Source organism: Streptomyces sp. NPDC034670 (assembly GCF_055574875.1).
This window is the reverse complement of the sequence record NZ_JBVITR010000013.1, coordinates 65285-86573: the sequence shown is the minus strand read 5'-3', so window position 1 is coordinate 86573 and position 21289 is coordinate 65285. Positions and strand designations below refer to the sequence as shown.

Below are 21289 nucleotides of genomic sequence, written 5' to 3'. Positions count from 1 at the left end.
CTCCCTGCCTCTTTGTACCCCCCCCCCCCCCCCCCCCCCCCCCCCCTCCCCCCCCCCCCCCCCCCCCTCCTCCCCCCCCCCCCCGCCCCGCGGCGGCACGGCGGCGAAACCCCCGGTGACGGACCGCCGCCCGGCGACGGAAACGCAGGTGAAAGGCACTGCGAAACCTTGGTATGGTTGTCCACGTCGCCGCGGGGAACACCCCGGCACGGCGGCAGACACCTGGTCCGGGTGGCGGAATGGCAGACGCGCTAGCTTGAGGTGCTAGTGCCCTTTATCGGGCGTGGGGGTTCAAGTCCCCCCTCGGACACTCACCCCATCGGTACGAAGAATGGCTGCGACTCCGGTCGCAGCCTTTTTCATGCGCTCTTGCCTGCCCTTGTGTGTCCTCGTGTGCTGTGACGCGTGCGGCCGGGGACGGCCGCGGCCCCCTTTCTCCCTCGGACGGGGAAAGGGGGCCGCGGTGCGCCGGACTCCGGGCGGCTCAGCGGGCCGCGGAGGCGGTGGGGGAGCCGTCCCGCTCGGGGGCGGCGGGGGCCTCGCCCTCGTCGAGCGCGACGTCCTTCGTCTCCTTGCCGATCAGCAGCGCGACCAGGGTCAGCAGCGCCATCGCGGAGAGGTAGACCCCGACCAGCCACGGCGAGCCGTCGCCGGCCTCCCACAGGGCCACCGCGATGAACGGGGCGACGGCCGCGCCCAGGATCGAGCTGACGTTGTACGAGACGCCGGAGCCCGTGTAGCGCACGCTCGTCGGGAAGAGCTCCGGCAGGAGCGCGCCCATCGGGCCGAAGGTCATGCCCATCAGCGTGAAGCCGAGCACCAGCCACAGCACCACGCCCAGCGTGCCCAGGCCGATCAGCGGCACCCACACCAGCCCGAAGACCAGGATCGCGGCGGTGACCCAGATCAGGGTGGTGCGGCGGCCGTACTTGTCGGCGAGCGGGCCGGAGACCAGGGTGAACGCGGCGAAGAACAGCACCCCGAAGATCATCATCAGGACGAAGGTGGTGTAGCTGTACCCCAGGCCGGGCACGGCGGCGTCCTCGGGCGTGCGGCCGTAGCTCAGCGAGAACGTGGTCATCAGGTAGAAGAGCACGTACGTCGCCAGCATGAAGAAGGTGCCGAGGACCAGCTGCTTCCAGTGGTTGCGGAAGACGGTGGCCAGCGGCAGCTTCCGCACCAGCCCGGCCTCCTGGGTCCTGGCGAAGACCGGTGCCTCGACCAGGCGCATCCGCACCCACAGGCCGATCGCGACCATGACGGCCGAGAACAGGAACGGGATGCGCCAGCCCCAGCTCAGGAAGGCCTCCGAGGGCTGCGAGGGGTCGGCGCCCGCCGCGGACGGCAGCAGCGCGCCGATGATCAGGAAGAGGCCGTTGCCGATGATGAAGCCCAGCGGGGCGCCCAGCTGCGGGAAGGTGCCGTACAGGGCGCGCTTGCCGCTCGGGGCGTTCTCGGTGGCGACCAGGGCGGCGCCGCTCCACTCGCCGCCGAGCGCGAAGCCCTGCGCGAGCCGCATCAGCACCAGCAGCGCGGTGGCGATCCAGCCGGCCTGCGCGTAGGTGGGCAGCACGCCGATGAGGAAGGTGGCGATGCCCATGGTCAGGAGCGAGGCCACCAGCGTGCCCTTGCGGCCGAGCCGGTCGCCGAGGTGCCCGAAGACCACGGCGCCGACCGGGCGGGCGACCATCGCGGCGCCGAACACCGCGAAGGACGACAGCAGGGCCGTGGTGGGGTCGCTGCTCGGGAAGAAGAGCGTGGGGAAGACCAGGACGGCGGCGGTCGCGTAGATGTAGAAGTCGTAGAACTCGATCGTCGTGCCGATGAGGCTCGCGACGAGGACGCGGGACCGCGAGTTGGCGGGTGCCTGGGCCGGGGCCGGGCTGGTGGTCGGTGCGGGCATTTCTCGGTCTTTCGCACGAGGGTGGGAAGCGGCCCTCGGGACGTCTTCCCGCCCTTCTTTACGGAACGGCTGCGCGAACCGTGCGGGCGTGGTAAGGCTCTCAGATATCTCATCCCTCAGTCGACTCATATCAGAATGTGGACAGATGTCGGAGCGCCGGGCACCCGGGCACCCGGGCGCACGCCGGTGAGCCGGCCGGTGCGGGCCGGGACCGGCCGGGAGGGCGTACGGCGTACGGCGAACGGCCCGCGGCACGGGCCGGGGGAGTCCCCGGGCCGTGCCGCGGGCCGCGGTCGTGCCGCCGGACCGGACCGCCGCCGGACCGCGGCTGCGCCGGAAGGGCCGGATCAGTCGCGTGCCTCGGCCTCCACCGGCTTCGGGATCATGAAGGACGTCGCGAAGGCGGCGGCCAGGATGACGACTCCGGCGATCATGCCGGCGGTGTAGTCCGCGGGCGACGTGGGATCGGAGGGCAGGGCCGCCGTCTTGACCGCGTACAGCACCGCGAAGCTGAGACCGGCACCGAGGTTGAACGCCCCCGCGTTCAGGCCGGGCAGGAAGCCCGGGTTCTCCTTGGGGGACAGGACGATGCCGAGCCCGTTGAGCACGATGTTGGCCACGCCCGCGTAGGCGATGCCGACCAGGATCGAGGTCAGCAGCAGCAGGGCGCGGGACTGGGAGTCGACCGTGAGGACCATCAGGAGCACGCCCGCCACGGCCCCGACCAGGCCCAGCCGCAGGACGCGGCCGTACCCGAAGGTGGCGGCGAGCCGGCCGGCGAGGGGGCCCATGGCCAGGCCGGCCAGGGCGTACGGCGTGAGGGTCCACCACGCGGACTGCTCGGCGCTCATGCCGAGCCCGGCGTTCCCGTCCTGGGCGAGGGCCGGGAGCAGTCCGTTCATGACGGCGAACACGCCCGTCATGGTGAGCAGGGTGGTCAGCAGGGTCGCCCAGGTCGAGCGCTGCCTCAGGTGCCGGGTGGCGACCAGCGGGTGCGCGCTGCGGTCCTCGGTCCGCCAGAACAGGGCGAAGGCGACCGCGCCGACGACGACCAGGACGGCGACCAGGAGCCAGTTCGCGTCGGCGAGCTTGCCGGCCTCGTTCAGTGCGGTGAGCAGCGCGCCGACGGACACGACGAGGAGCGCGACACCCGGCCAGTCCATCCGGTCCGCCCGGGGCGCCTTGGTCTCGGGGGTCAGGGTGGCGACCAGCACGGTGGCGAGGACCGCCACGACGGCCATCGTCCAGAAGACCGACCGGAAGCCGTGGGTGTCGGCGAGGTAGCCCCCGGCGAGGGCGTCGACACCGGCGATGCCGCCGTTGACGGCGGTGATCACGCCCAGCAGGGTGCCGTACTTCTTCGGTTCGGTCACCTCCTGCCGCAGCATGATCAGGCAGAGGGGGACGACCGGGCCGGACACGCCCTGGATGACGCGGCCGGCGAACAGCACGGGCACGCTCGGCGCCAGTGCGGCCACGACGCAGCCGACGGCCATGAGGGCCAGCATGCCGGCCAGCACCCTGCGGCGGCCGACGACGTCGCCCAGCCTCGGCAGGAAGAGCGAGAACAGGGCCGCCGAGGTGAAGAACGCGGTCTGGGTGAGCCCGATCTCGGCCGAGCTGGCCCCGAAGCTCTCCTCGATGTTCTTCAGCGCGGGGCTGAGCATGCTCGCGTTGAGCTGGAAGGCGAAGCAGGCCGCGAGGAGCGCGGCCATCAGCACGCCCACCCGGGTCGTGCGGCGGCCCGACGCCTCGCCGGGCCGGTTGACGGTGGTGGGTGCGCTCATGCCTCGACGTCACCGATCCGCTCGAGGGCGTCCACCACGAGGTTCCAGAACCGCTCGTGGTCGAGCGCGACCGCGACCTGGGTGTGGCAGTCGGCCGGGGCCGGCGCCCGGAAGTCGGTCACGGTCATGCCCAGGGTCAGGCCGCCGGTGAGCTCGACGTCCACCGGAGCCCTGCGCACCGTCATGACGGAGGGGTCGATCACGTACGCGACCGCACACGGGTCGTGCACGGGCGGGTGCTCGAAGCCCTGCGCCTCCTTGTAGGTGGCGCCGAAGAAGTCCAGGAGCTCGCCGACGAACTCGGCGGGCTTGGTGCCGACCGCGGCGATCTTCTTGACGACCTCGGGCGTCGCCAGGGCCTGGTGCGTCAGGTCGAGGCCGACCATGGTGACCGGCCAGCTCTCGTTGAAGACGATGTGGGCGGCCTCGGGGTCGATGATGATGTTGAACTCGGCGACCGCGCTCCAGTTGCCCTCGTGGTAGCCGCCGCCCATCAGGACGACCTCGCGGACCCGCTCGACGATGCGGGGCTCCTTGCGCGCGGCGAGGGCGATGTTCGTCAGCCCCGCCGTCGGGACGAGGGTGATCTCACCGGGCTCGTGCGACATCACCGTGTCGATGATGAGGTCGACGGCGTGCCGGCGGTCCAGCTCGAGGGTCGGCTCGGGCAGCACGGGACCGTCCAGACCGGTCTCGCCGTGGATGTCCGGCGCCGTCTCGACGGCCCGCACCAGCGGCCGCGGGCAGCCGGCGGCGAAGGGCACGCCGGTGATCCCGGCGATGCGCGCCACGGACAGGGCGTTGCGGGTGACCTTCTCCAGGGTCTGGTTGCCGACCACGGTCGTGACGGCGACCAGGTCGATGTCGGGGTTGCCGTGCGCCAGCAGCAGCGCGATGGCGTCGTCGTGTCCGGGGTCGCAGTCGAGGATGATCTTCTTGGCCATCGGGAGAGCCCCTTTGCTCTGGCGGAACGGTGGTGGATCTCTGGTGCGCCACGGGAGGGCTGCTACCGGAGGGCGTGCCGGCGCACGGGCCGGCGGCGGTGACGGCCCGCGTCACCGGAGCGCGACAGCGGCACGGGGCGGGCGGCCGTCGCGGCGACCGGACCGAACACTGCGCACTTCCTGGAGAACGACCGGGAAATCGTTCTCCAGGAAAGTTTCTCATTAATCCGCCGTTGTCAACGGTGGACATCTCACAGCGCCGCGCAGAAGGGCCAAGATCAAGAGGTCGTCGGGTGATAACGTTTGCCCAAACGTCCTGGAGAACCGCTTCCCTTGCCCGCGGTGGCCGCGTCGAGGGGAGGGCGGTCGAGTCGAGTGGAGGGGGCCTGAAAGTGACCGAGGTCACACTGAGAGAGGTGGCGCGCGCGTCGGGGTACTCCGTCGCCACGGTGTCCCGGGTGCTGGGCGGGACCCGCCCGGTCGGGCCCGAGATCGCCCGCCGGGTGAAGGAGGCGGCCGAGAGCCTCGGTTACCGGCCCAACCAGGTCGCCCGCGCCCTGCGCAACCGCTCCACCGGCACCATCGGCCTCGTCCTGCCGCAGATCACCAATCCCTTCTTCCCCTCCCTCGTGCGGGAGGTGGAGCACGCCCTGCACGCCGAGGGCCGCGCCCTGCTGCTCGCCGACTGCGACGACGACCCGGCGATCGAGGCGGACCGGATCACCGCCCTGCTGGACCGGCAGGTCGACGCCCTGCTGGTCATCCCCGTCGACGAGGCGCACAGCCGGGACGCGGTGGCCCGAGCGGCGGCCCGTGTGCCGCTGGTGCTGCTGGACCGCGGCTGCGGTTCCGGCGTCGCCGACCTGGTCGCGACCGACAACGCCTCCGGAACGGCACTCGTCCTGGACCACCTGGCCGCCACCGGACGCCGCCGGATCTGCTTCGTGGGCGCGGGCGGCGGCAACACGGCGGCGTCCGAGCGGCTCGCCGCGTACCGGGCGGGGGCCGGCGCCCTGGACCCGGAAGCACCCGGTCGCGTCGAACTCGGCGACTTCTCGATGGAGTGGGGGCGGGCCGCGGTGGAGCGGGTCCTGCCCTTCCGGCCGGACGCCGTGGTCTGCGCCAACGACCTCATCGCGGTCGGTGCGCTGCAGCGGCTGCGGCAGCTCGGCGTGGACGTCCCGGGGGAGATCGCCGTCACCGGCTTCGACGACATCCCCATGGTGGACCTCGCCGACCCGGCCCTGACCACCGTCCGCCAGCCCGTGCGCGATCTGGCCGCGGAGGCCGCGCACCTGCTCGGCAGCCGGCTGGCCGGGCAGCAGGACGGTCCGCGACGGTCCGTCCGCCTCGCCCCCGAACTCGTCGTACGGGCCTCCAGCGCTCCCCGCGCGCTCCCGGCCCGGGAAACCGGCAGCACCCGCCCTCCGGAGGAAGACCAGTGATCGCAGTCGTCGGAAGCCTCAACCTGGACCTGGTGGTACCGGTCCCCAAGCACCCGGTGCCGGGCGAGACGGTCCTCGGCGGCGGCACCGCCCAGCACCCCGGCGGCAAGGGCGCCAACCAGGCGGTCGCCGCCGCCCGGCTCGGCGGGAGCGTCGCCTTCGTCGGCCGGGTCGGCGAGGACGACGCGGCCGACGTCATGCTCGACGCCGTCCGGGGGGAGGGCGTGGACACCGCGCACATCACCCGCACCCGGGACCTGGCGACCGGCCGCGCCCTGATCGCCGTCGACCCGGCGGGCGAGAACACCATCATCGTCAGCCCCGGTGCCAACGCCCGTCTGGACGCCGCCGACTGCGAGGCCGCGGGGGACCTGCTGCGGAAGGCGGCCGTGACCGTCCTGCAGCAGGAGGTCCCGGACGAGGCCAACCACGCCGCCGCGCGACTGGCCGGCGGCATCGTGCTGCACAACCCGGCGCCCGCCGCGGCCGACGCCGTCCCTCCGCCCCACGTCGACGTCCTGGTCCCCAACCGCACGGAACTGGCGGCCCTCACCGGCGCACCCGTGCCGGAGACGATCGAGGACGTCGTCGGCGCGGCCCGCAGGCTGACCGGGGCGGGCGCGGTGATCGTCACGCTCGGCGGCGACGGGGTGCTCCTCCTCGAAGGCACCTCACACCTGCACGTCCCGGCCTTCGCCGTCCGGCCCGTGGACACCACGGCCGCCGGCGACTCCTTCTGCGGCGCGCTCGCCGTCGCCCTCGCGGAGGGCCGCACCCTCGAGGAGTCCGCCCGCTGGGCCTGCGCCGCCGCGGCGATCAGCACCACGCGAGCCGGCGCCCAGCCCTCACTCGCCCGCCGGGACGAGGTGGAGGCCTTCCTCGCCCGGCAGCGCTGAGCCACCGTCCCGCCCGGGACCCCGCCCGCCTGCCCGGCCGCGCGCCGGCGCCGGTCCCGCAGCCGGTGCGGCGACCGGGACGGCGGCCCCTCCCGCTCGGGGAGGGGCCGCCCACCGGCGGGCACCGGGAGCACACCCGGCCGTCGGCGTCGGCCGGGCGCGTCCCGGGCGCCGGGATCAGGGGAAGGACACCACCTTCGACGGAACGGTCTGCGTGCCCGAGGTCGGCGCCCCGGTGTCGTTGATGACGCACTCGTACTGCCCGTGACCGCTCAGCGAGACGACCAGCAGGTGGTGGAAGCGCACGCCGGGCCGCACGGGGGCGGCGAAGCCGTGGTGCTGGACGATCGTCGGGTCGACGTTGTAGTAGCAGTAGCTGCCCATGCCCCAGCCCTCGTGGGCGGTGACGTGGTCGCCGACCTTGTAGGCCGCGTAGCCCTTCACGGAGCCGTTCTGGATGGCGGCCTGGTTCGGGGCGTCGTAGGCCTTCTCGTTCTGGTAGAAGACCGTGCGCCCGCGCTCCCCGTTCCACTGCACGTCGTACTTGTTGAAGTGCTCGACGAACAGCCCGGTCGCCAGGACGTCGTGGCCGTTGACGATCAGGCCGTAGTCGCACCGGTTGGTCTCCCAGCCGACGCCGTCGCCGTGGTCGGCGCGCCAGATCCAGGTGTGGTCGATGAGGGTGTGCCGGGCGTTCACGACCATGCTCGTGGTCGCCCTGCCGGGGCCCGCGCCGCCGATCCGGATGAACACGTCCTGCACGGTGATGGGGTTGGCCGCGTGGCTGCGGGAGGAGCCGCGCGGGCCGACTTCCAGCAGCACCGGGGAGTTGACCGTCCCGGCGTCGATGAGGAAGCCCGCCAGCCGTACGCCGTCCACGTCGGCGACCTTCAAGGCGCTGACGCCGTTGTCCGGGATGAGGGTGGCGTAACCGAGGCCCAGGACGACGGTGTCGGGGCGGTTCACCCGGACCGGCTGGTCGACGTGGTAGATGCCCGGGGTGAGCAGCAGGTTCAGCCCCTGCTCCAGTGCCCGGTTGAGGGTGGCCGCCGAGTCGCCGGGCCGCGCGACGTAGAAGCGGTCCAGCGGCAGCGAGGTGCCGCGCGGGGTGCCGTTGCCCCAGGAGACGCCCCGCGCGCCGGTCCGCAGTTCGGGCAGGAAGACGCGGTACCGGTCGCCGTCGAGGTACAGGAAGGGCTTCTCGCGGGAGAGGGGCGTGGTGGCGAGCGTGGTGTACGGAGGGTCGGGGAAGCTCTGCGCGGGGGCGCCCTCGACGCCGGAGAAGACCATGTTCCACACGGCGTTGGTCCAGCCGCCGACCGAGCTGTCCCGGGTGTACCACTGCTGCTGCGAGTACGGTCCGACCGTGCCGTCGATCCGGCTGTCGGCGATGTAGCCGCCGCTGGCCCAGCCGTAGCCGGCGGGGGCGAGGTTGAGGTCGCCGCGGATGTGCATCCGGCGGAAGGGGGCCGCCTGGGAGACCGCCCAGCGGTTGGTGCCGCTGACCGGGACGAGGGCCAGGTTCTCCGTGGAACGCCAGAAGTTCTGCGTGGCGTTGCCCTCGAACCAGCCGGCGTCGACCGTCACGTCGCCGTGGATGGTGGTGTCGTCGGGGGAGAGGCCGAGACCCGAGACGGACGTGTAGAAGCCGATCTGCGCGTTGAGCCCGCGGTAGGTGCCCGGCTTGAACAGGAACTGGTAGCGGCCGGTGCCGAACTGGGCCGACTCCTGCCGGGCGAACACCTCGTCCAGGGTGGCCTGGATGCCCGGTGTGGACGGGTCGAAGACGATCACGTTGGGGCCGAGGTCGCCGCCGCCCTTCAGCGGGCGCGGTCTCCCGCGGCCCGCCGCGGGAGCGGCGGAGGCCACCGCCGGCAGGCCGGCCAGGACGGGCGCGGCGGCCGCCGCGCCGAGCACCGTGCGGCGTCCGACCGCGGGCGGCCCGCAGGGGGAGGGCGGCGCGGCCGGGTGGGGGGACGGGGGCAGGGGCGAAGAGGGCGGGGACGACGGGGAGTCGGACGTCATGGGGCGGCTCTCCTGTTCAGGAAGTGAACGGTGTGGGGGAGGTGGGAGCGCTCTCGCCGCTGAATGGTTCATCCCCGGAACAGAGGAGTCAAGGGGTGCGGCGAGAGTGGGCGGAGTCCGTCCAAACCCTTGACGCGGCTCCGTCCGGGGGTTTAACTCACGTCCTAAATTAAGCCATGAGGAACTGTCTGCGGGCCCGCCCGGAGGCATCCGGCACTCCCGGAAAGGGACACCAGGAGCATGCGCAGCATCCGAGCCGCGGCCACCGGAGCCGTCGTCCTGTCTCTCGCCCTCGCCGCCTCGGCCTGCGGAGGCGGATCGAGCACCGGCGGGTCCGGCGACTCGCCCAGGGAACTCACCTACTGGGCGTCCAACCAGGGCGCGAGCATCGAGATCGACAAGAAGGTGCTCCAGCCCGAGCTCGACAAGTTCGAGAAGCAGACCGGCATCAAGGTCAAGCTGGAGGTCGTGCCCTGGTCCGACCTGCTCAACCGGATCCTCACCGCGGCCACCTCCGGCCAGGGCCCGGACGTCCTGAACATCGGCAACACCTGGTCCGCCTCGCTCCAGGCGACCGGGGCGCTGCTGCCCTGGGACGAGGAGAACTTCGAGAAGATCGGCGGCAGGGACCGCTTCGTCGCATCCGCCCTCGGCTCGACGGGCGCGGCGGGCCAGGACCCGGCCGCCGTCCCGCTCTACTCCATGGCCTACGCCCTCTACTACAACAAGAAGATGTTCGCCGACGCCGGCATCGACGCCCCGCCCGCCACCTGGGACGAGCTGATCGCCGCCGGCAAGAAGCTGTCCAAGGACGGCAAGTGGGGGATAGGCATGGAGGGGGCCAACCCCTCCGAGAACGTCCACCACGCCTTCGTCCTCGCCCGGCAGCACGGCGCCGACTTCTTCACCGCCGACGGCAGGCCCGACTTCGCGAACGAGGGCGCGGTCGCCGCGGTCAAGCAGTACGTCGACCTCATGGCCGAGGACCGGATCATCGCCCCGGGCAACGCCGAGTACGCCCAGAACCAGTCGGTCGGCGACTTCGCCAAGGGCAGGACCGGCATGCTGCTGTGGCAGTCCGCCTCCGCCAACCTCGCGTCCCAGGGCATGGACGAGGACGACTACGGCATCGCCCCGGTGCCCGTCCAGTCCGGCGCCCCCGGCACCGGCCGGCAGGTCAACTCGATGGTCGCGGGCATCAACCTCGCCGTCTTCAAGAACACCGACAACCTCGACGGCGCCACCGAGTTCGTGAAGTTCATGACCAGTGACACCGAGCAGAAGATCCTCAACACCGCCTACAGCTCCATCCCGCCGGTCAAGGCCGCCCAGGAGGACCCCGCCTTCGACTCCCCGGCCGACGCCGTCCTGAAGGACACCCTCGCCCAGAGCGCCGTCGCCCTGCCGCAGGTCCCCGACGAGTCCCAGTTCGAGACCGCCGTCGGTACGGCGATCAAGGACCTGTTCGCCGACGCCGCCGCCGGACGCCCGGTGACCACCGGCTCGGTGCGGGCCGCGCTCACCGAGGCGCAGCAGCAGATGCCCGCGAAGTGAGCCCCGACACCCCCATGACCGCCACCGCCCCCGCCGCAGAGGCCGCCGTGCGGAAGGCCCCCCCCGGTGCGGCGCGCGGCCCCCGCCGCCGCCCCGGGCGGATCCGCCGCGTCGGACTGCCCTACCTGCTCCTCCTGCCCGCCCTGGTCCTCGAACTCCTGGTCCACCTGGTGCCGATGGTGATCGGCGCCGTGATGAGCTTCAAGGAGCTCACCCAGTTCCACATCCGCGACTGGGGAGCCGCCCCCTGGGCCGGACTCGACAACTACCGGGTGTCGGTGGACTTCGACGCCCCCGTCGGCGCGGCCCTGCTCCACTCCTTCCTCGTCACCGTCGCCTTCACCCTGCTGTCCGTCGGCCTGTGCTGGCTGATCGGCACGGCCGCCGCGGTCTTCCTGCAGGACACCTTCCGCGGCCGCGGCCTGCTGCGCGCCCTGTTCCTGGTCCCCTACGCCCTGCCGGTCTACGCCGCCGTCATCACCTGGGTGTTCATGTTCCAGCACGACAACGGCCTGGTGAACCACGTCCTGCACGACCAGCTCGGCCTCACCGACAAGCCGTCCTTCTGGCTGATCGGCGACAACAGCTTCCTCGCCCTGCTCACGGTGTCGGTGTGGAAGGGCTGGCCGTTCGCCTTCCTCATCGTGACGGCCGGCCTGCAGAACATCCCCCGCGAGCTGTACGAGGCCGCCGCCCTGGACGGCGCCGGAACGCTCCAGCAGATCCGCCGCATCACCCTGCCCTCGCTCCGCCCCGTCAACCAGGTCCTGGTCCTCGTCCTGTTCCTGTGGACGTTCAACGACTTCAACACCCCGTACGTCCTCTTCGGCAAGGCCGCCCCCGAGGCCGCGGACCTCATCTCCGTCCACATCTACCAGGCGTCCTTCGTCACCTGGAACTTCGGCACCGGGTCCGCGATGTCGGTCCTGCTCCTGCTCTTCCTGCTCGTCGTCACGGGCGGGTACCTCGCCCTCACCTCGCGCGGACGGAGGACCGCCCCATGAGCCCGCCCCGATCCCCGATGGCCCCGCCCCGCTCGTTCCTGTGGTCCCGGCGGGTCTTCCTGACCCTGCTCACGGGCTTCGTGCTGGTCCCGGTCTACGTCATGGTCTCCAGCTCGCTGAAGCCGCTCGCCGACGTCACGGGCGAGTTCCGCTGGCTCCCGACCGAGCTGACGATCCGCCCGTACATCGACATCTGGTCCACGGTCCCGCTGGGACGCTACTTCGTGAACTCGCTGATCGTGGCGGGCGCGGCCACCGTCTGCTCGGTGGTGATCGCGGTCCTCGCGGCCTACGCCGTCAGCCGCCACTCCTTCCGCGGCAAGCGCGTCTTCACGGTGACCGTGCTGTCGACGCAGATGTTCCCCGGCATCCTCTTCCTGCTCCCCCTCTTCCTGATCTACGTCAACATCGGCAACGCCACGGGCATCGCCCTGTTCGGCTCGCGCGGCGGACTGATCCTGACGTACCTGACCTTCTCGCTCCCGTTCTCCGTCTGGATGCTGATCGGCTACTTCGACTCGATCCCGCGGGACCTGGACGAGGCGGCGAAGGTGGACGGCTGCGGCCCGCTCGGCGCGCTGTTCCGCGTCGTCGTGCCGGCCGCGGTCCCCGGCATCGTGGCGGTCGCCGTCTACGCCTTCATGACCGCCTGGGGCGAGGTGCTGTTCGCGTCGGTGATGACGAACGACACCACCCGCACCCTGGCGGTCGGCCTCCAGGGCTACTCCACCCTCAACGACGTGTACTGGAACCAGATCATGGCCGCCTCGCTCGTGGTGAGCGTCCCCGTGGTCGCCGGCTTCCTGCTCCTGCAGCGCTACCTCGTCGCCGGTCTGACGGCGGGAGCCGTCAAGTGACCGGATCCCCCGACCGTGAAAGGACTTCCGTGACCATCGACTACGCCGCCCTCCCCGACGACTTCCTGTGGGGCACGGCCACCTCGGCGTACCAGATCGAGGGGGCCGTGGCGGAGGACGGCCGTTCGCCGTCGATCTGGGACACCTTCTCGCACACGCCCGGAAGGACCGACAACGGTCACCACGGCGACGTCGCCTGCGACCACTACCACCGCTGGCGCGAGGACATCGGCCTGATGCGCCGCCTCGGCACCAACGCCTACCGCCTGTCCGTCGCCTGGCCGCGCGTCGTGCCGGGGGGCGACGGCCCGGTGAACGCCAAGGGCCTGGACTTCTACGACCGCCTGGTCGACGGCCTGCTCGAGGCGGGCATCACCCCCTCCGTCACCCTCTACCACTGGGACCTCCCGCAGGTCCTCCAGGACCGCGGCGGCTGGCCGGAGCGCGACACCGCCGAGCACTTCGCGGCGTACGCGGCGGTGGTCGCCGGGCGCCTGGGCGACCGCGTGCACCACTGGACCACGCTGAACGAGCCGCTGTGCTCGGCGTGGATCGGCCACCTGGAGGGCACGATGGCCCCGGGCCGGACGGACCTGACGGCGGCCGTCCGGGCCTCCTACCACCTGCTGCTGGGCCACGGCCTGGCGGCGCGCGCCGTCCGCGCGGCCGCCCCCGGCGCCCAGGTGGGCATCGTCAACAACCTCTCCACGATCCACGCCGCGAGCGAGCGCCCCGAGGACCGGGCGGCCGCCGTCCGCATGGACGGCCACACCAACCGCTGGTGGCTGGACCCCGTGCACGGCCTCGGCTTCCCGGCGGACATGCGCGAGGTCTACGGCGTCGACCTCCCGGAACGGCCGGGCGATGCGGCGACCATCGCCGCCCCGCTCGACTGGCTCGGCCTGAACTACTACTTCCCGCAGGTGGTGGCGGACGACCCCGACGGCCCCGCCCCCCGCGCCGCCTCCGTGCGCCGCGCCGGCGTCCCGCGCACCGGCATGGACTGGGAGATCGACGCGAGCGGCATCGAGACGCTGCTGCTGCGCCTGACGCACGAGTACGGCGCGCGCCGCCTCTACGTCACCGAGAACGGCTCCGCCTTCCCGGACACGGTCCGCCCCGACGGCACGATCGACGACCCGGAGCGCCGGGACTACCTGGAGCAGCACCTCGCCGCCTGCGCCTCCGCCGCCCGCAAGGGCGCCCCGCTGGCCGGCTACTTCGCCTGGTCCCTGCTGGACAACTTCGAGTGGGCGTACGGCTACGACAAGCGCTTCGGCCTCGTCCACGTCGACTACGCCACCCAGGCCCGCACCGTCAAGGGCTCCGGGCACCGGTACGCGGAGATCATCCGCGGGCACCGGGAGCGGGTCCGCCGGGCGGCCTGACGTTCGCCGCAGGCGGGCGCCGGCGGGCGGTGCCCGCGCCCGCCGGCGCCCGCGGGTCAGGCGTCGCCGTTGAGCAGGGCGGCGGTGAGGACGCCGCCGCCCACGCCCCAGCCTCCGTCGGCGACCTCGTCGACGAGGACCACGGTGGTGGCACGGGCCCGCTCACCGTAGATCTCCGCGTACAGCTCGGTGGTGCGCTCCACGATCTTCTTCTTGTCCTCGGTGGTGAGGGTTCCCGCGGGAACCTTGAAGTGGGCGAAGGGCATGGCTGTTCCTCCTGGATGTACGTTCTTCCGTGGGGTGGGGATTCCGGTCCGGGGCACGTGGTCCCCGGCCGCTCCCCGGTCGGTCGTGGGGCGGGGGTCCCGGTCCGGGGGCACGTGGTCCCCGGCCGCTCCCCGGTCGGTCATGGGCCGAGGGCCCCGGTCCGGGTGGGCACGCGGCCCCCGGCCGCTCCCCGGTCGGTTGCGGGGCCGGGTCGCGGGGCCGGTCGAGGACCGGTCCGGGCGGCGGCCCAGGCGTCCTCACGCGGCCGCGTCGGCGACCGGCAGGGCCGGGACGGCGTGCTCACACCATGCCCCCGTTGGCCCGCAGGACCTGCCCGTTGACCCAGCGCCCCTCCGGGCCGGTGAGGAAGGCGGCCACCCGGGCGATGTCCTCCGGGGTGCCCAGCCGCTCGAGCGGCGGCGCCTTCGCGAGCCCGTCGATCTGCTCGGGCGTCTTGCCCTCCAGGAACAGGTCCGTGGCCGTCGGGCCGGGGGAGACGGTGTTCACCGTGACGTCCCGGCCGCGCAGCTCGCGGGCGAGGATCAGCGTGATCGACTCGACGGCGGCCTTGCCGGCCACGTACGCGCCGTAACCGGTGAACCGCGTACCGACCACGGAGGACGACACGCCGAGGAAGGAGCCCCCCGCGCGCAGTCGCCGAGCGGCCTGCCGGGCCACCACGAACGTGCCGCGGACATTGGTGCGGTACAGGGAGTCGAGCACCGCCGGATCGAGGTCGGCGATGGGCGACAGGGCGAGGCGTCCGGCGCAGTTCACGACGACGTCCACGCCGCCGAACTCCTGCTCCGCCCGGTCGAACAGTTCGGCGACCGCGTGCTCGTCCGCCACGTCCGCCCGCACGGGGACCGCCCGTCCGCCGGCCTCGGTGATCGCCTCGACCGTCTCCTCGGCCGAGGCGGCGTCCCGGGCGTAGTTCACGACCACGGCCAGACCGTCCCGGGCGAGCCGCTCCGAGACGGCACGGCCGATGCCGCGCGATCCGCCGGTGACGACGGCGACCCGCGGGGCCGGCGGTGGGGGAGGGGGGGTGTTCGTAGTCATGTCCTCCACGATGCGCGGCCCCGGCCCGCGGAACCAGGGGATGCCGTCCCCTGGGTCGGGGCCCCGTCCGGGGCACAGAATGGGACCCATGGGTTCTGCGAAGTACACCGAACTGGGGGCGTTCCTGCGGTCGCGGCGGGACCGCATCCGCCCGGCCGACGTGGGCCTCCCGTCCGGCCCCCGGCGCCGGGTGCCCGGGCTGCGCCGGGACGAGGTCGCGCAGCTCGCCGGGGCGTCGGTGGACTACTACAACGAACTCGAACGCGGCGCCGGGTCCCAGCCGTCGGAACAGATGATCGCCGCACTGGCGCGGGCGCTGCGGCTGACCGCCGACGAGCGCGACTACCTCTACCGCCTCGCGGACCGCCCGGTGCCCGCCCCGGGCGGTGCGGCCTCGCACGTCCACCCCGGCATGCTCGACCTGCTCCAGCGGATGCCGTCGACCCCCGCGCAGGTCATCACCGACCTGCACGTCACGCTGGTGCAGAACCCGCTGGCGGTGGCGCTCCTCGGGGACCACTCCCGCTTCCGGGGGGCCCGGGCCAGCTTCGTGCACCGGTGGTTCACCGAGGCCGACGCCCGGAGCCTGTACCCGGAGGCCGACCACGCGTCCCAGTCCCGGGCGTTCGTCGCCGACCTGCGGGCGGCCGCCGCCCGGCGGGACGCCAAGGACACCGAGGCCACGTCGATGATCCGTACGCTGCTGGACACCTCGCCCGAGTTCGCCGCCCTGTGGGCCGACCACGACGTGGCCTTCCGGCGCGACGACCGCAAACGCATCCGGCACCCCGCACTCGGGGTCGTCGAGGTCAACTGCCTCAACCTGTTCAGCGAGGACGGCCGGCAGCGGCTGCTCTGGTTCACCCCCGCGACGGGCACCGACAGCGCCGGCCTGCTCGACCTGCTCGCGGTCCTCGGCACCCAGGACGTCGTCGACTCCGCCCCCTGAAGGGACCGGCCGGCCGGACTCCCGGACCGAAAGCGGAACGGCTCCTCGTCCCGTGGGACGAGGAGCCGTTCCGTGGGGTGCGGACGCCGGGTCAGGCGTGGCGGTGCGTGCGGCGGTTGCCGGTGATCAGGCGGTAGAGGAGAAGGAGGATGACGGAGCCGACGATGGCGGCGACCCAGGTGGACAGGTCGAAGAAGCCGTCGATGGAGTCGACCCCGAAGATCACCTTGCCGAGCCAGCCGCCGAGGAGGCCGCCCGCGATGCCGATGAGCATGGTGATGATGACGCCGCCGGGGTCCTTACCCGGCATCAGGGCCTTGGCGATGAAGCCCGCGAGCAGGCCGATGAGGATCCAAGCGATGATTCCCATGCTGCGTCTCCTACCTCGTCGTATAAAGTTTCTGTTAGTTCACCGTCTGCACCGTCGGCGCACTCTCAAACGTCGTGGCCGCAATCATCCGGCGGGCCGGGCCCCGGTTCGCCCCGTCGCCTCCTCCACGGTTCGGCGAAAGAGCCCCCGGGTCCGGCATGACGTGTGCCCCTTGTCGGCCGGATGATCCCGGAGGGGGAGCCGGCCGGGCACGAGGGGTGCCGCCACGGGCACGGACGGCAGGCCGCCCCCCACTCCGGTGCACTGAGCCCTGGAAGTTCTTCCGCTCCAGGTCACTGCACGGTCCTCGGTGGCGCCGGGTAGTCTCGTCCACGTCGTCAAAGCGGCCCGACGGGCTTCCGCTCCACCGCGGTGGAGTCTCGAAGGACACGCCCCCACCCGCACGAGTCACTTCGTGCTGCCTGGGGGAAGTTCTTGCTGTTCCGCGCGTCCGCGAGGACGGTCGCCGTCATGGCGCTCGACGGTTCGCTGTTCCTGCATCTCACCGACCAGTTCGTCCACATGCACGGTCACCGGCCCGGCACCTCGGAGGTGCGCTCGTGGGAGCGCAGCATCCCCGTCCTGGCCGCCGCGCTCGACGACGCGGGACTGGGCGACGTGGAGATGATGCTGGAGTACGCGCTCCCGCTGAACAGCAAGCGTGCCGACGTCGTCCTCGCAGGCGTGCATCCCTCCACCGGAGAGCCGTCGTACGTCGTGGTGGAACTGAAGCAGTGGAGCGAGGTCCTGCCCCACGAGGACGACCCCACGCTGTGCCACGTCGAGCGCTACGCCCACCCGGTCCTCAACCCCATCGAGCAGGTGCGCCGTTACTGCGACTACCTGGTCAACTTCAACGGAGCGGTGGCCGGGCACGGGCACCGGATCAGCGGAGTGGCGTTCCTGCACAACGCCACGGAGTTCGGCGTCGCCGGCCTGCGGGAGATCGAGCGCGACGGCCGCGGACTGCTGTTCACGGGACAGCGCCGCGGCGAATTCCTCGACCACCTCCGTTCGAGACTGAGTGGCGAGCACTCCGGCGCGAGGGCCGCGGACGAACTGCTCTCGGGTGCCACGGTGCCGTCGAAGCAGCTCATGTCCGTGGCCGCCGAGGAGGTGCGCGAACGTCAGCAGTTCGTGCTCCTCGACGAGCAGCAGGTCGCCTACCGGATGGTGCTCAACGCGGTGGAGAAGGCCAAGCGCGCCGACCGCAAGGAGATCGTCGTCGTGACCGGCGGCCCCGGCACCGGCAAGAGCGTGATCGCACTCCAACTGCTCGGCGAGCTGTACCGGCGCGGGGTGCCGGCCCTGCACGCCACCGGCTCCCAGTCGTTCACCAGGACGATGAGGAAGGTCGCCGGCTCCCGCAAGCGGGAGGTGCAGGACCTCTTCAAGTACTTCAACAGCTTCATGACCACCGAGAAGAACAGCCTGGACGTCCTGATCTGCGACGAGGCCCACCGCATCCGGGAGACCTCGGCCAACCGTTACACGCGTGCCGAGCACCGGACCGGCAGGGCCCAGATCGACGAACTCATCGACGTCGCCCATGTGCCCGTCTTCCTCCTCGACGAGCACCAAGTGGTACGGCCGGGCGAGATGGGCACCGTGGCCGACATCAAGGCGGCGGCGGCCAAACGGGACATCCCCTGCCACGTCGTCCCGCTGGAGAGCCAGTTCCGCTGCGGTGGCAGCGACGCCTACCTGCGCTGGGTCGTCCGGCTCCTCGGCCTGGAACCCGGCGGCCCGGTCGTCTGGGAGCCCGACGACCGCATGCACCTGCTGGTCGCCGACAGCCCGCAGGAGATGGAGGCGTTCCTCGAAGCCCGCCGGGCACAGGGCTACGGGGCCCGTATGTCCGCCGGCTACTGCTGGCGCTGGTCCCCGGAGCCCAAGCCGGGTCATCCGCTCCCGCTGGACGTCGTCATCGGCGACTGGGCCCGACCCTGGAACCTGCGCGGCGACCGCTCGGTCTCGGGTGCACCCCCGGCCGCCTTGTGGGCCACCGACCCCGCCGGTTTCGGGCAGGTCGGCTGCGTCTACACCGCCCAGGGCTTCGAGTACGACTGGTCCGGCGTCATCATCGGCCCCGACCTGCTGTGGCGCGGCGACCGCTGGGTCACGGACCGGACGGCGTCCAAGGACCCGGTGTTCAAGAAGTCCACCCCGGACGCCGACGTGGACCGCCTGATCCGCAACACCTACAAGGTGCTGCTGACGCGAGGCATGGTCGGCACGGTCGTGTACTCGACGGATCCGGAGACGCGCGAGAAATTGCGGGAGTTGGCGGGCGGTCGGCTGCAGCAGCGCGTTTCCACGGTGTGACGGGGCACGTCCTCGCCACGGAGCACACGATCCGGCCATGATGGCTGTGCTTCGCGTCGACCACGGCGTCGCCGTCGTCCGTAGGGCGGCTGGTCTCCCTAAGATCCCGAGTACTGATTGCGGCCCGACGGGCTTCCTCACGAGGACACGCCCCCACCCGCACGAGTCACTCGTGCTCTGGGGGACCCACCTCGTGTCCATGCTCCTGCTGCGGCTGGCAGCACAGGATCTGCTGACCTTGAATTCAAGGCGCCGCATGGTGCCGCACCTGGCCGCCAGGTGGCGGCACTTCCGAGGCGCCGACGCCTCGCTGTCGGAACGCTCCGCGTGGGCCGAGAGCCTCGTGCACCTCGCGGAGGACCTGGTCGCCGCCGGACGCGGCAACGTGGAGATGATCGTCGAGTGCGCCGCCACCCTCGACGAGGCCGACCGCCCCGCCGACCCCAGGCTCATCGACGTCGTGCTGGTGGGCCATCACCCCGACGAGAGGCGGCTGTCCGTTCAACTGGTCGAGTTGAAGCGCTGGTCGACGGTGACCAGGGTGGAACGGGCCACCGCGGAACTGGTCCATGTACCGGGGATGGGCAGGAAGAAGCACCCCGCCCTGCAGTTGCGCGAGTACTACGAGGCGTTCACGGGCGGCAGGGGACCGCTGCACGGACTGGACTTCGCATGCGGAGGGTTCGCCTACCTGCACAACGCCACCGACGCCTCCGTCCGGCCCCTGGTCGACGTGGACGCTCCGACCGGCGCCTACGCCGCCGTCTACACGAACGACCGGCGCGAGCAGCTGATCTCCGACCTCCGCAAGCACTTCGCCGACGAAGGGGGCGCCTCCGCGGCCGAGATACTGCTGCAGAACATGGGCTTACGCAACACACCCCTGCTCGACGCCATGATCCGTTCCCGCGGCGAGGACACGGTCTTCACCTTGCGCGGCCGGCAGAAGAAGGTCGCCGACCAGATCCTGGACACCGCGGCCAAGGTTCTCCCGAATCCGCAGCGCCCCGCCCTCGTGCCGGACGAGCGGCGCGTGGTCTTCCTGGTCACCGGCGGCGCCGGTACGGGGAAGAGCGCCATCGGCCTCCAGATCAAGGCGGAGCTGGAGGCGGGCGGCCACACGGTCAAGTACGCCAGCGGCAGCAGGGCCTTCAACGGCGCGATCCAGGAGCACGTCGGTTACGGGGACCGGGAGTTCAGGGAGAGCTTCACCTACTTCAGCAACTTCGTCACCCCTCCGGACCCGCCCCTGGACGTGCTGATCTGCGACGAGGCGCACCGCCTGCGGGAACGCTCGACCAACCGCTTCTGGAAACCCGAACACCAGGGCACCAAGCCCCAGGTCGACGAACTCCTCGACGCGTCCCGCCTGACCGTGTTCTTCCTGGACGAGGGCCAGACCGTGCGACCGCACGAGGTCGGCACCGTCGAACTGATCGAGGACGCGGCGCAGCGGTACGACGCCACTCTTCTCAGGTATGAGCTCCGGGAACAGTTCCGCTGCGGCGGCAGCGACGCCTACATCCGCTGGGTGCGGGCCGTGTTCGGGGTGACGGACGAGGAGCCGGAGCAGTGGACGCCGGACGGCCTGATGCACGTCGAGGTGGCGGACAGCCCGGAGGAACTCGAACGGATCATCCGCACCGAAGCGCTCGCCGGAGCGTCCGCCCGCCTCGTCGCGGGGTACTGCTGGCCGTGGACGAAGCCGATCGGCAAGGAGAGGCGGCTGGAGGCCGACGTGCGGATCGGGGACTGGCACAGGCCCTGGAATGCGGACAGTGACGCCTTCTGCGAGGACGGGGCGCCGCCGTGCAGGATCTGGGCCGTGCACGAGAAAGGGCTTGATCAGATCGGCTGCGTGTACACGGCCCAGGGCCTCGAGTGGGACTGGTGCGGCGTGATCATGGGTGAGGACATGGTGCGCCGGGACGGCCGGTGGGTGTTCCGCCGGGGCAAGGAGCGGAGGGACCCGGAGACCGGTGTCAAGCGCGTCGCCGTTCCGGGCTCCTTCGACCCCAAGGTGAAGGCGGGCAGCGTCGGCGAGCAGGAGTTCGCCCGGCTGGTCCGCCACGCCTACCACGTGCTGATGACCCGGGCGAGCCGGGCGACGGTGCTCTACTCCACGGACGAGGAGACCCGGAACTACCTCAAGGGCATGGTCGGCGAGGTCCAGGTGCACGGGCTGCGACCCACCTGGGAGAACCTCCCGAAGGAGGCACGCGTGCCGCACCTGCCCCGGCCGCGCCGAGGGCGGCGCTCCCGCAGGAGGCGCCAGAGCACGGGCCCGCACTCGCCCGACCTGTATCTGTTCTGATGGGCACCGCCTGCATGCGGAGTGGCGGGCTCTCCGGGCCCGCCACAGGCCTGCTCAGAAGAACAGGCGTGCTGCCGCCACCAGGGCCGTCACCACGAGCTGGGTGACGACACCCGCGGCGACGTCGACCAGGATCTCGCGAAGCCGGTGACGACGTGCAGGCTTGTACTCAACGGGGTTCATGGATGTCCACTCCTTG

At 71.9% G+C, this 21289-nt stretch carries 17 protein-coding genes and 1 tRNA gene; 10 read left to right on the top strand and 8 right to left on the bottom strand.

Annotated features, from left to right (window positions below; genetic code table 11):
• The first annotated feature begins 225 nt into the window (after window positions 1–225).
• Window positions 226–310, top strand: a tRNA-Leu gene (locus ACZ56B_RS12405).
• Between the two features lie 174 nt (window positions 311–484).
• Here the strand turns inward: ACZ56B_RS12405 and ACZ56B_RS12400 are convergent.
• From ACZ56B_RS12400 to uriH, 3 genes are all read right to left on the bottom strand, one after another.
• Window positions 485–1903, bottom strand: a complete 1419-nt coding sequence (locus tag ACZ56B_RS12400) for an MFS transporter (RefSeq protein WP_468789030.1) — start codon at window positions 1901–1903, stop codon at window positions 485–487.
• A 347-nt stretch (window positions 1904–2250) separates the two neighbouring features.
• A complete protein-coding gene (uriT, locus tag ACZ56B_RS12395; protein ID WP_468789028.1) occupies window positions 2251–3690 on the bottom strand; it encodes a uridine transporter UriT in 1440 nt (479 codons plus the stop codon).
• Complete coding sequence (gene uriH, locus ACZ56B_RS12390) at window positions 3687–4634, bottom strand: uridine-preferring nucleoside hydrolase UriH (RefSeq protein ID WP_468789026.1); 948 nt, start codon at window positions 4632–4634, stop codon at window positions 3687–3689. The genes uriT and uriH overlap by 4 nt, the downstream gene beginning before the upstream one ends.
• 392 nt (window positions 4635–5026) lie before the next feature.
• On the opposite strand from uriH, the gene ACZ56B_RS12385 reads away from it, so the two are divergent.
• Both ACZ56B_RS12385 and rbsK read left to right on the top strand, forming a co-directional pair.
• Window positions 5027–6079 (top strand): LacI family DNA-binding transcriptional regulator, encoded by a 1053-nt coding sequence (locus tag ACZ56B_RS12385; RefSeq protein WP_468789024.1) that lies wholly within the window; start codon window positions 5027–5029, stop codon window positions 6077–6079.
• Window positions 6076–6975 (top strand): ribokinase, encoded by a 900-nt coding sequence (rbsK, locus tag ACZ56B_RS12380; protein WP_468789022.1) that lies wholly within the window; start codon window positions 6076–6078, stop codon window positions 6973–6975. Before ACZ56B_RS12385 ends, rbsK begins: the two co-directional genes overlap by 4 nt.
• Window positions 6976–7152: 177 nt before the next feature.
• Here rbsK and ACZ56B_RS12375 read toward each other — a convergent pair whose 3' ends face one another.
• The gene (locus ACZ56B_RS12375) at window positions 7153–9000 is read right to left on the bottom strand and encodes a coagulation factor 5/8 type domain-containing protein (protein ID WP_468789020.1); all 1848 of its coding nucleotides are present in this window, start codon (window positions 8998–9000) and stop codon (window positions 7153–7155) included.
• A gap of 240 nt (window positions 9001–9240) precedes the next feature.
• Between ACZ56B_RS12375 and ACZ56B_RS12370 the strand changes: the two genes are divergently transcribed.
• From ACZ56B_RS12370 to ACZ56B_RS12355, 4 genes are read left to right on the top strand one after another with little or no spacing between them, the layout of a single operon-like run.
• Window positions 9241–10554, top strand: coding sequence for an ABC transporter substrate-binding protein (locus ACZ56B_RS12370; protein ID WP_468789018.1), 1314 nt, complete (start codon window positions 9241–9243; stop codon window positions 10552–10554).
• Window positions 10555–10568: 14 nt separating this feature from the next.
• Window positions 10569–11558, top strand: coding sequence for a carbohydrate ABC transporter permease (locus tag ACZ56B_RS12365; protein ID WP_468789103.1), 990 nt, complete (start codon window positions 10569–10571; stop codon window positions 11556–11558).
• Window positions 11559–11575: 17 nt separating this feature from the next.
• Entirely contained in the window at window positions 11576–12415 is an 840-nt protein-coding gene (locus ACZ56B_RS12360) for a carbohydrate ABC transporter permease (RefSeq protein ID WP_468789102.1), read from the top strand.
• A 29-nt stretch (window positions 12416–12444) separates the two neighbouring features.
• Complete coding sequence (locus tag ACZ56B_RS12355; protein WP_468789016.1) at window positions 12445–13803, top strand: GH1 family beta-glucosidase; 1359 nt, start codon at window positions 12445–12447, stop codon at window positions 13801–13803.
• Window positions 13804–13859: 56 nt separating this feature from the next.
• On the opposite strand, the gene ACZ56B_RS12350 is transcribed toward ACZ56B_RS12355, so the two are convergent.
• Complete coding sequence (locus ACZ56B_RS12350; RefSeq protein ID WP_468789014.1) at window positions 13860–14069, bottom strand: tautomerase family protein; 210 nt, start codon at window positions 14067–14069, stop codon at window positions 13860–13862.
• 301 nt (window positions 14070–14370) lie between these two features.
• Window positions 14371–15132 (bottom strand): SDR family oxidoreductase, encoded by a 762-nt coding sequence (locus ACZ56B_RS12345; protein ID WP_468789012.1) that lies wholly within the window; start codon window positions 15130–15132, stop codon window positions 14371–14373.
• An 88-nt stretch (window positions 15133–15220) separates the two neighbouring features.
• Between ACZ56B_RS12345 and ACZ56B_RS12340 the strand changes: the two genes are divergently transcribed.
• A complete protein-coding gene (locus tag ACZ56B_RS12340) occupies window positions 15221–16081 on the top strand; it encodes a helix-turn-helix transcriptional regulator (RefSeq protein ID WP_468789010.1) in 861 nt (286 codons plus the stop codon).
• A 91-nt stretch (window positions 16082–16172) separates the two neighbouring features.
• Here the strand turns inward: ACZ56B_RS12340 and ACZ56B_RS12335 are convergent, their stop codons facing one another.
• Complete coding sequence (locus ACZ56B_RS12335; RefSeq protein ID WP_468789008.1) at window positions 16173–16451, bottom strand: GlsB/YeaQ/YmgE family stress response membrane protein; 279 nt, start codon at window positions 16449–16451, stop codon at window positions 16173–16175.
• Between the two features lie 435 nt (window positions 16452–16886).
• Here ACZ56B_RS12335 and ACZ56B_RS12330 point away from each other — a divergent pair, with 435 nt between their 5' ends.
• Together ACZ56B_RS12330 and ACZ56B_RS12325 are read left to right on the top strand one after the other, a co-directional pair.
• The gene (locus tag ACZ56B_RS12330) at window positions 16887–18776 is read left to right on the top strand and encodes a DNA/RNA helicase domain-containing protein (RefSeq protein ID WP_468789006.1); all 1890 of its coding nucleotides are present in this window, start codon (window positions 16887–16889) and stop codon (window positions 18774–18776) included.
• Between the two features lie 199 nt (window positions 18777–18975).
• Window positions 18976–21090, top strand: a complete 2115-nt coding sequence (locus ACZ56B_RS12325) for a DUF2075 domain-containing protein (RefSeq protein WP_468789101.1) — start codon at window positions 18976–18978, stop codon at window positions 21088–21090.
• Between the two features lie 54 nt (window positions 21091–21144).
• Here ACZ56B_RS12325 and ACZ56B_RS12320 read toward each other — a convergent pair whose 3' ends face one another.
• Window positions 21145–21273 carry a DUF6408 family protein gene (locus ACZ56B_RS12320; RefSeq protein WP_468789004.1) on the bottom strand — a complete coding sequence of 43 codons (129 nt, stop codon included), beginning with the start codon at window positions 21271–21273 and terminating at the stop codon, window positions 21145–21147.
• Window positions 21274–21289 lie beyond the last annotated feature (16 nt).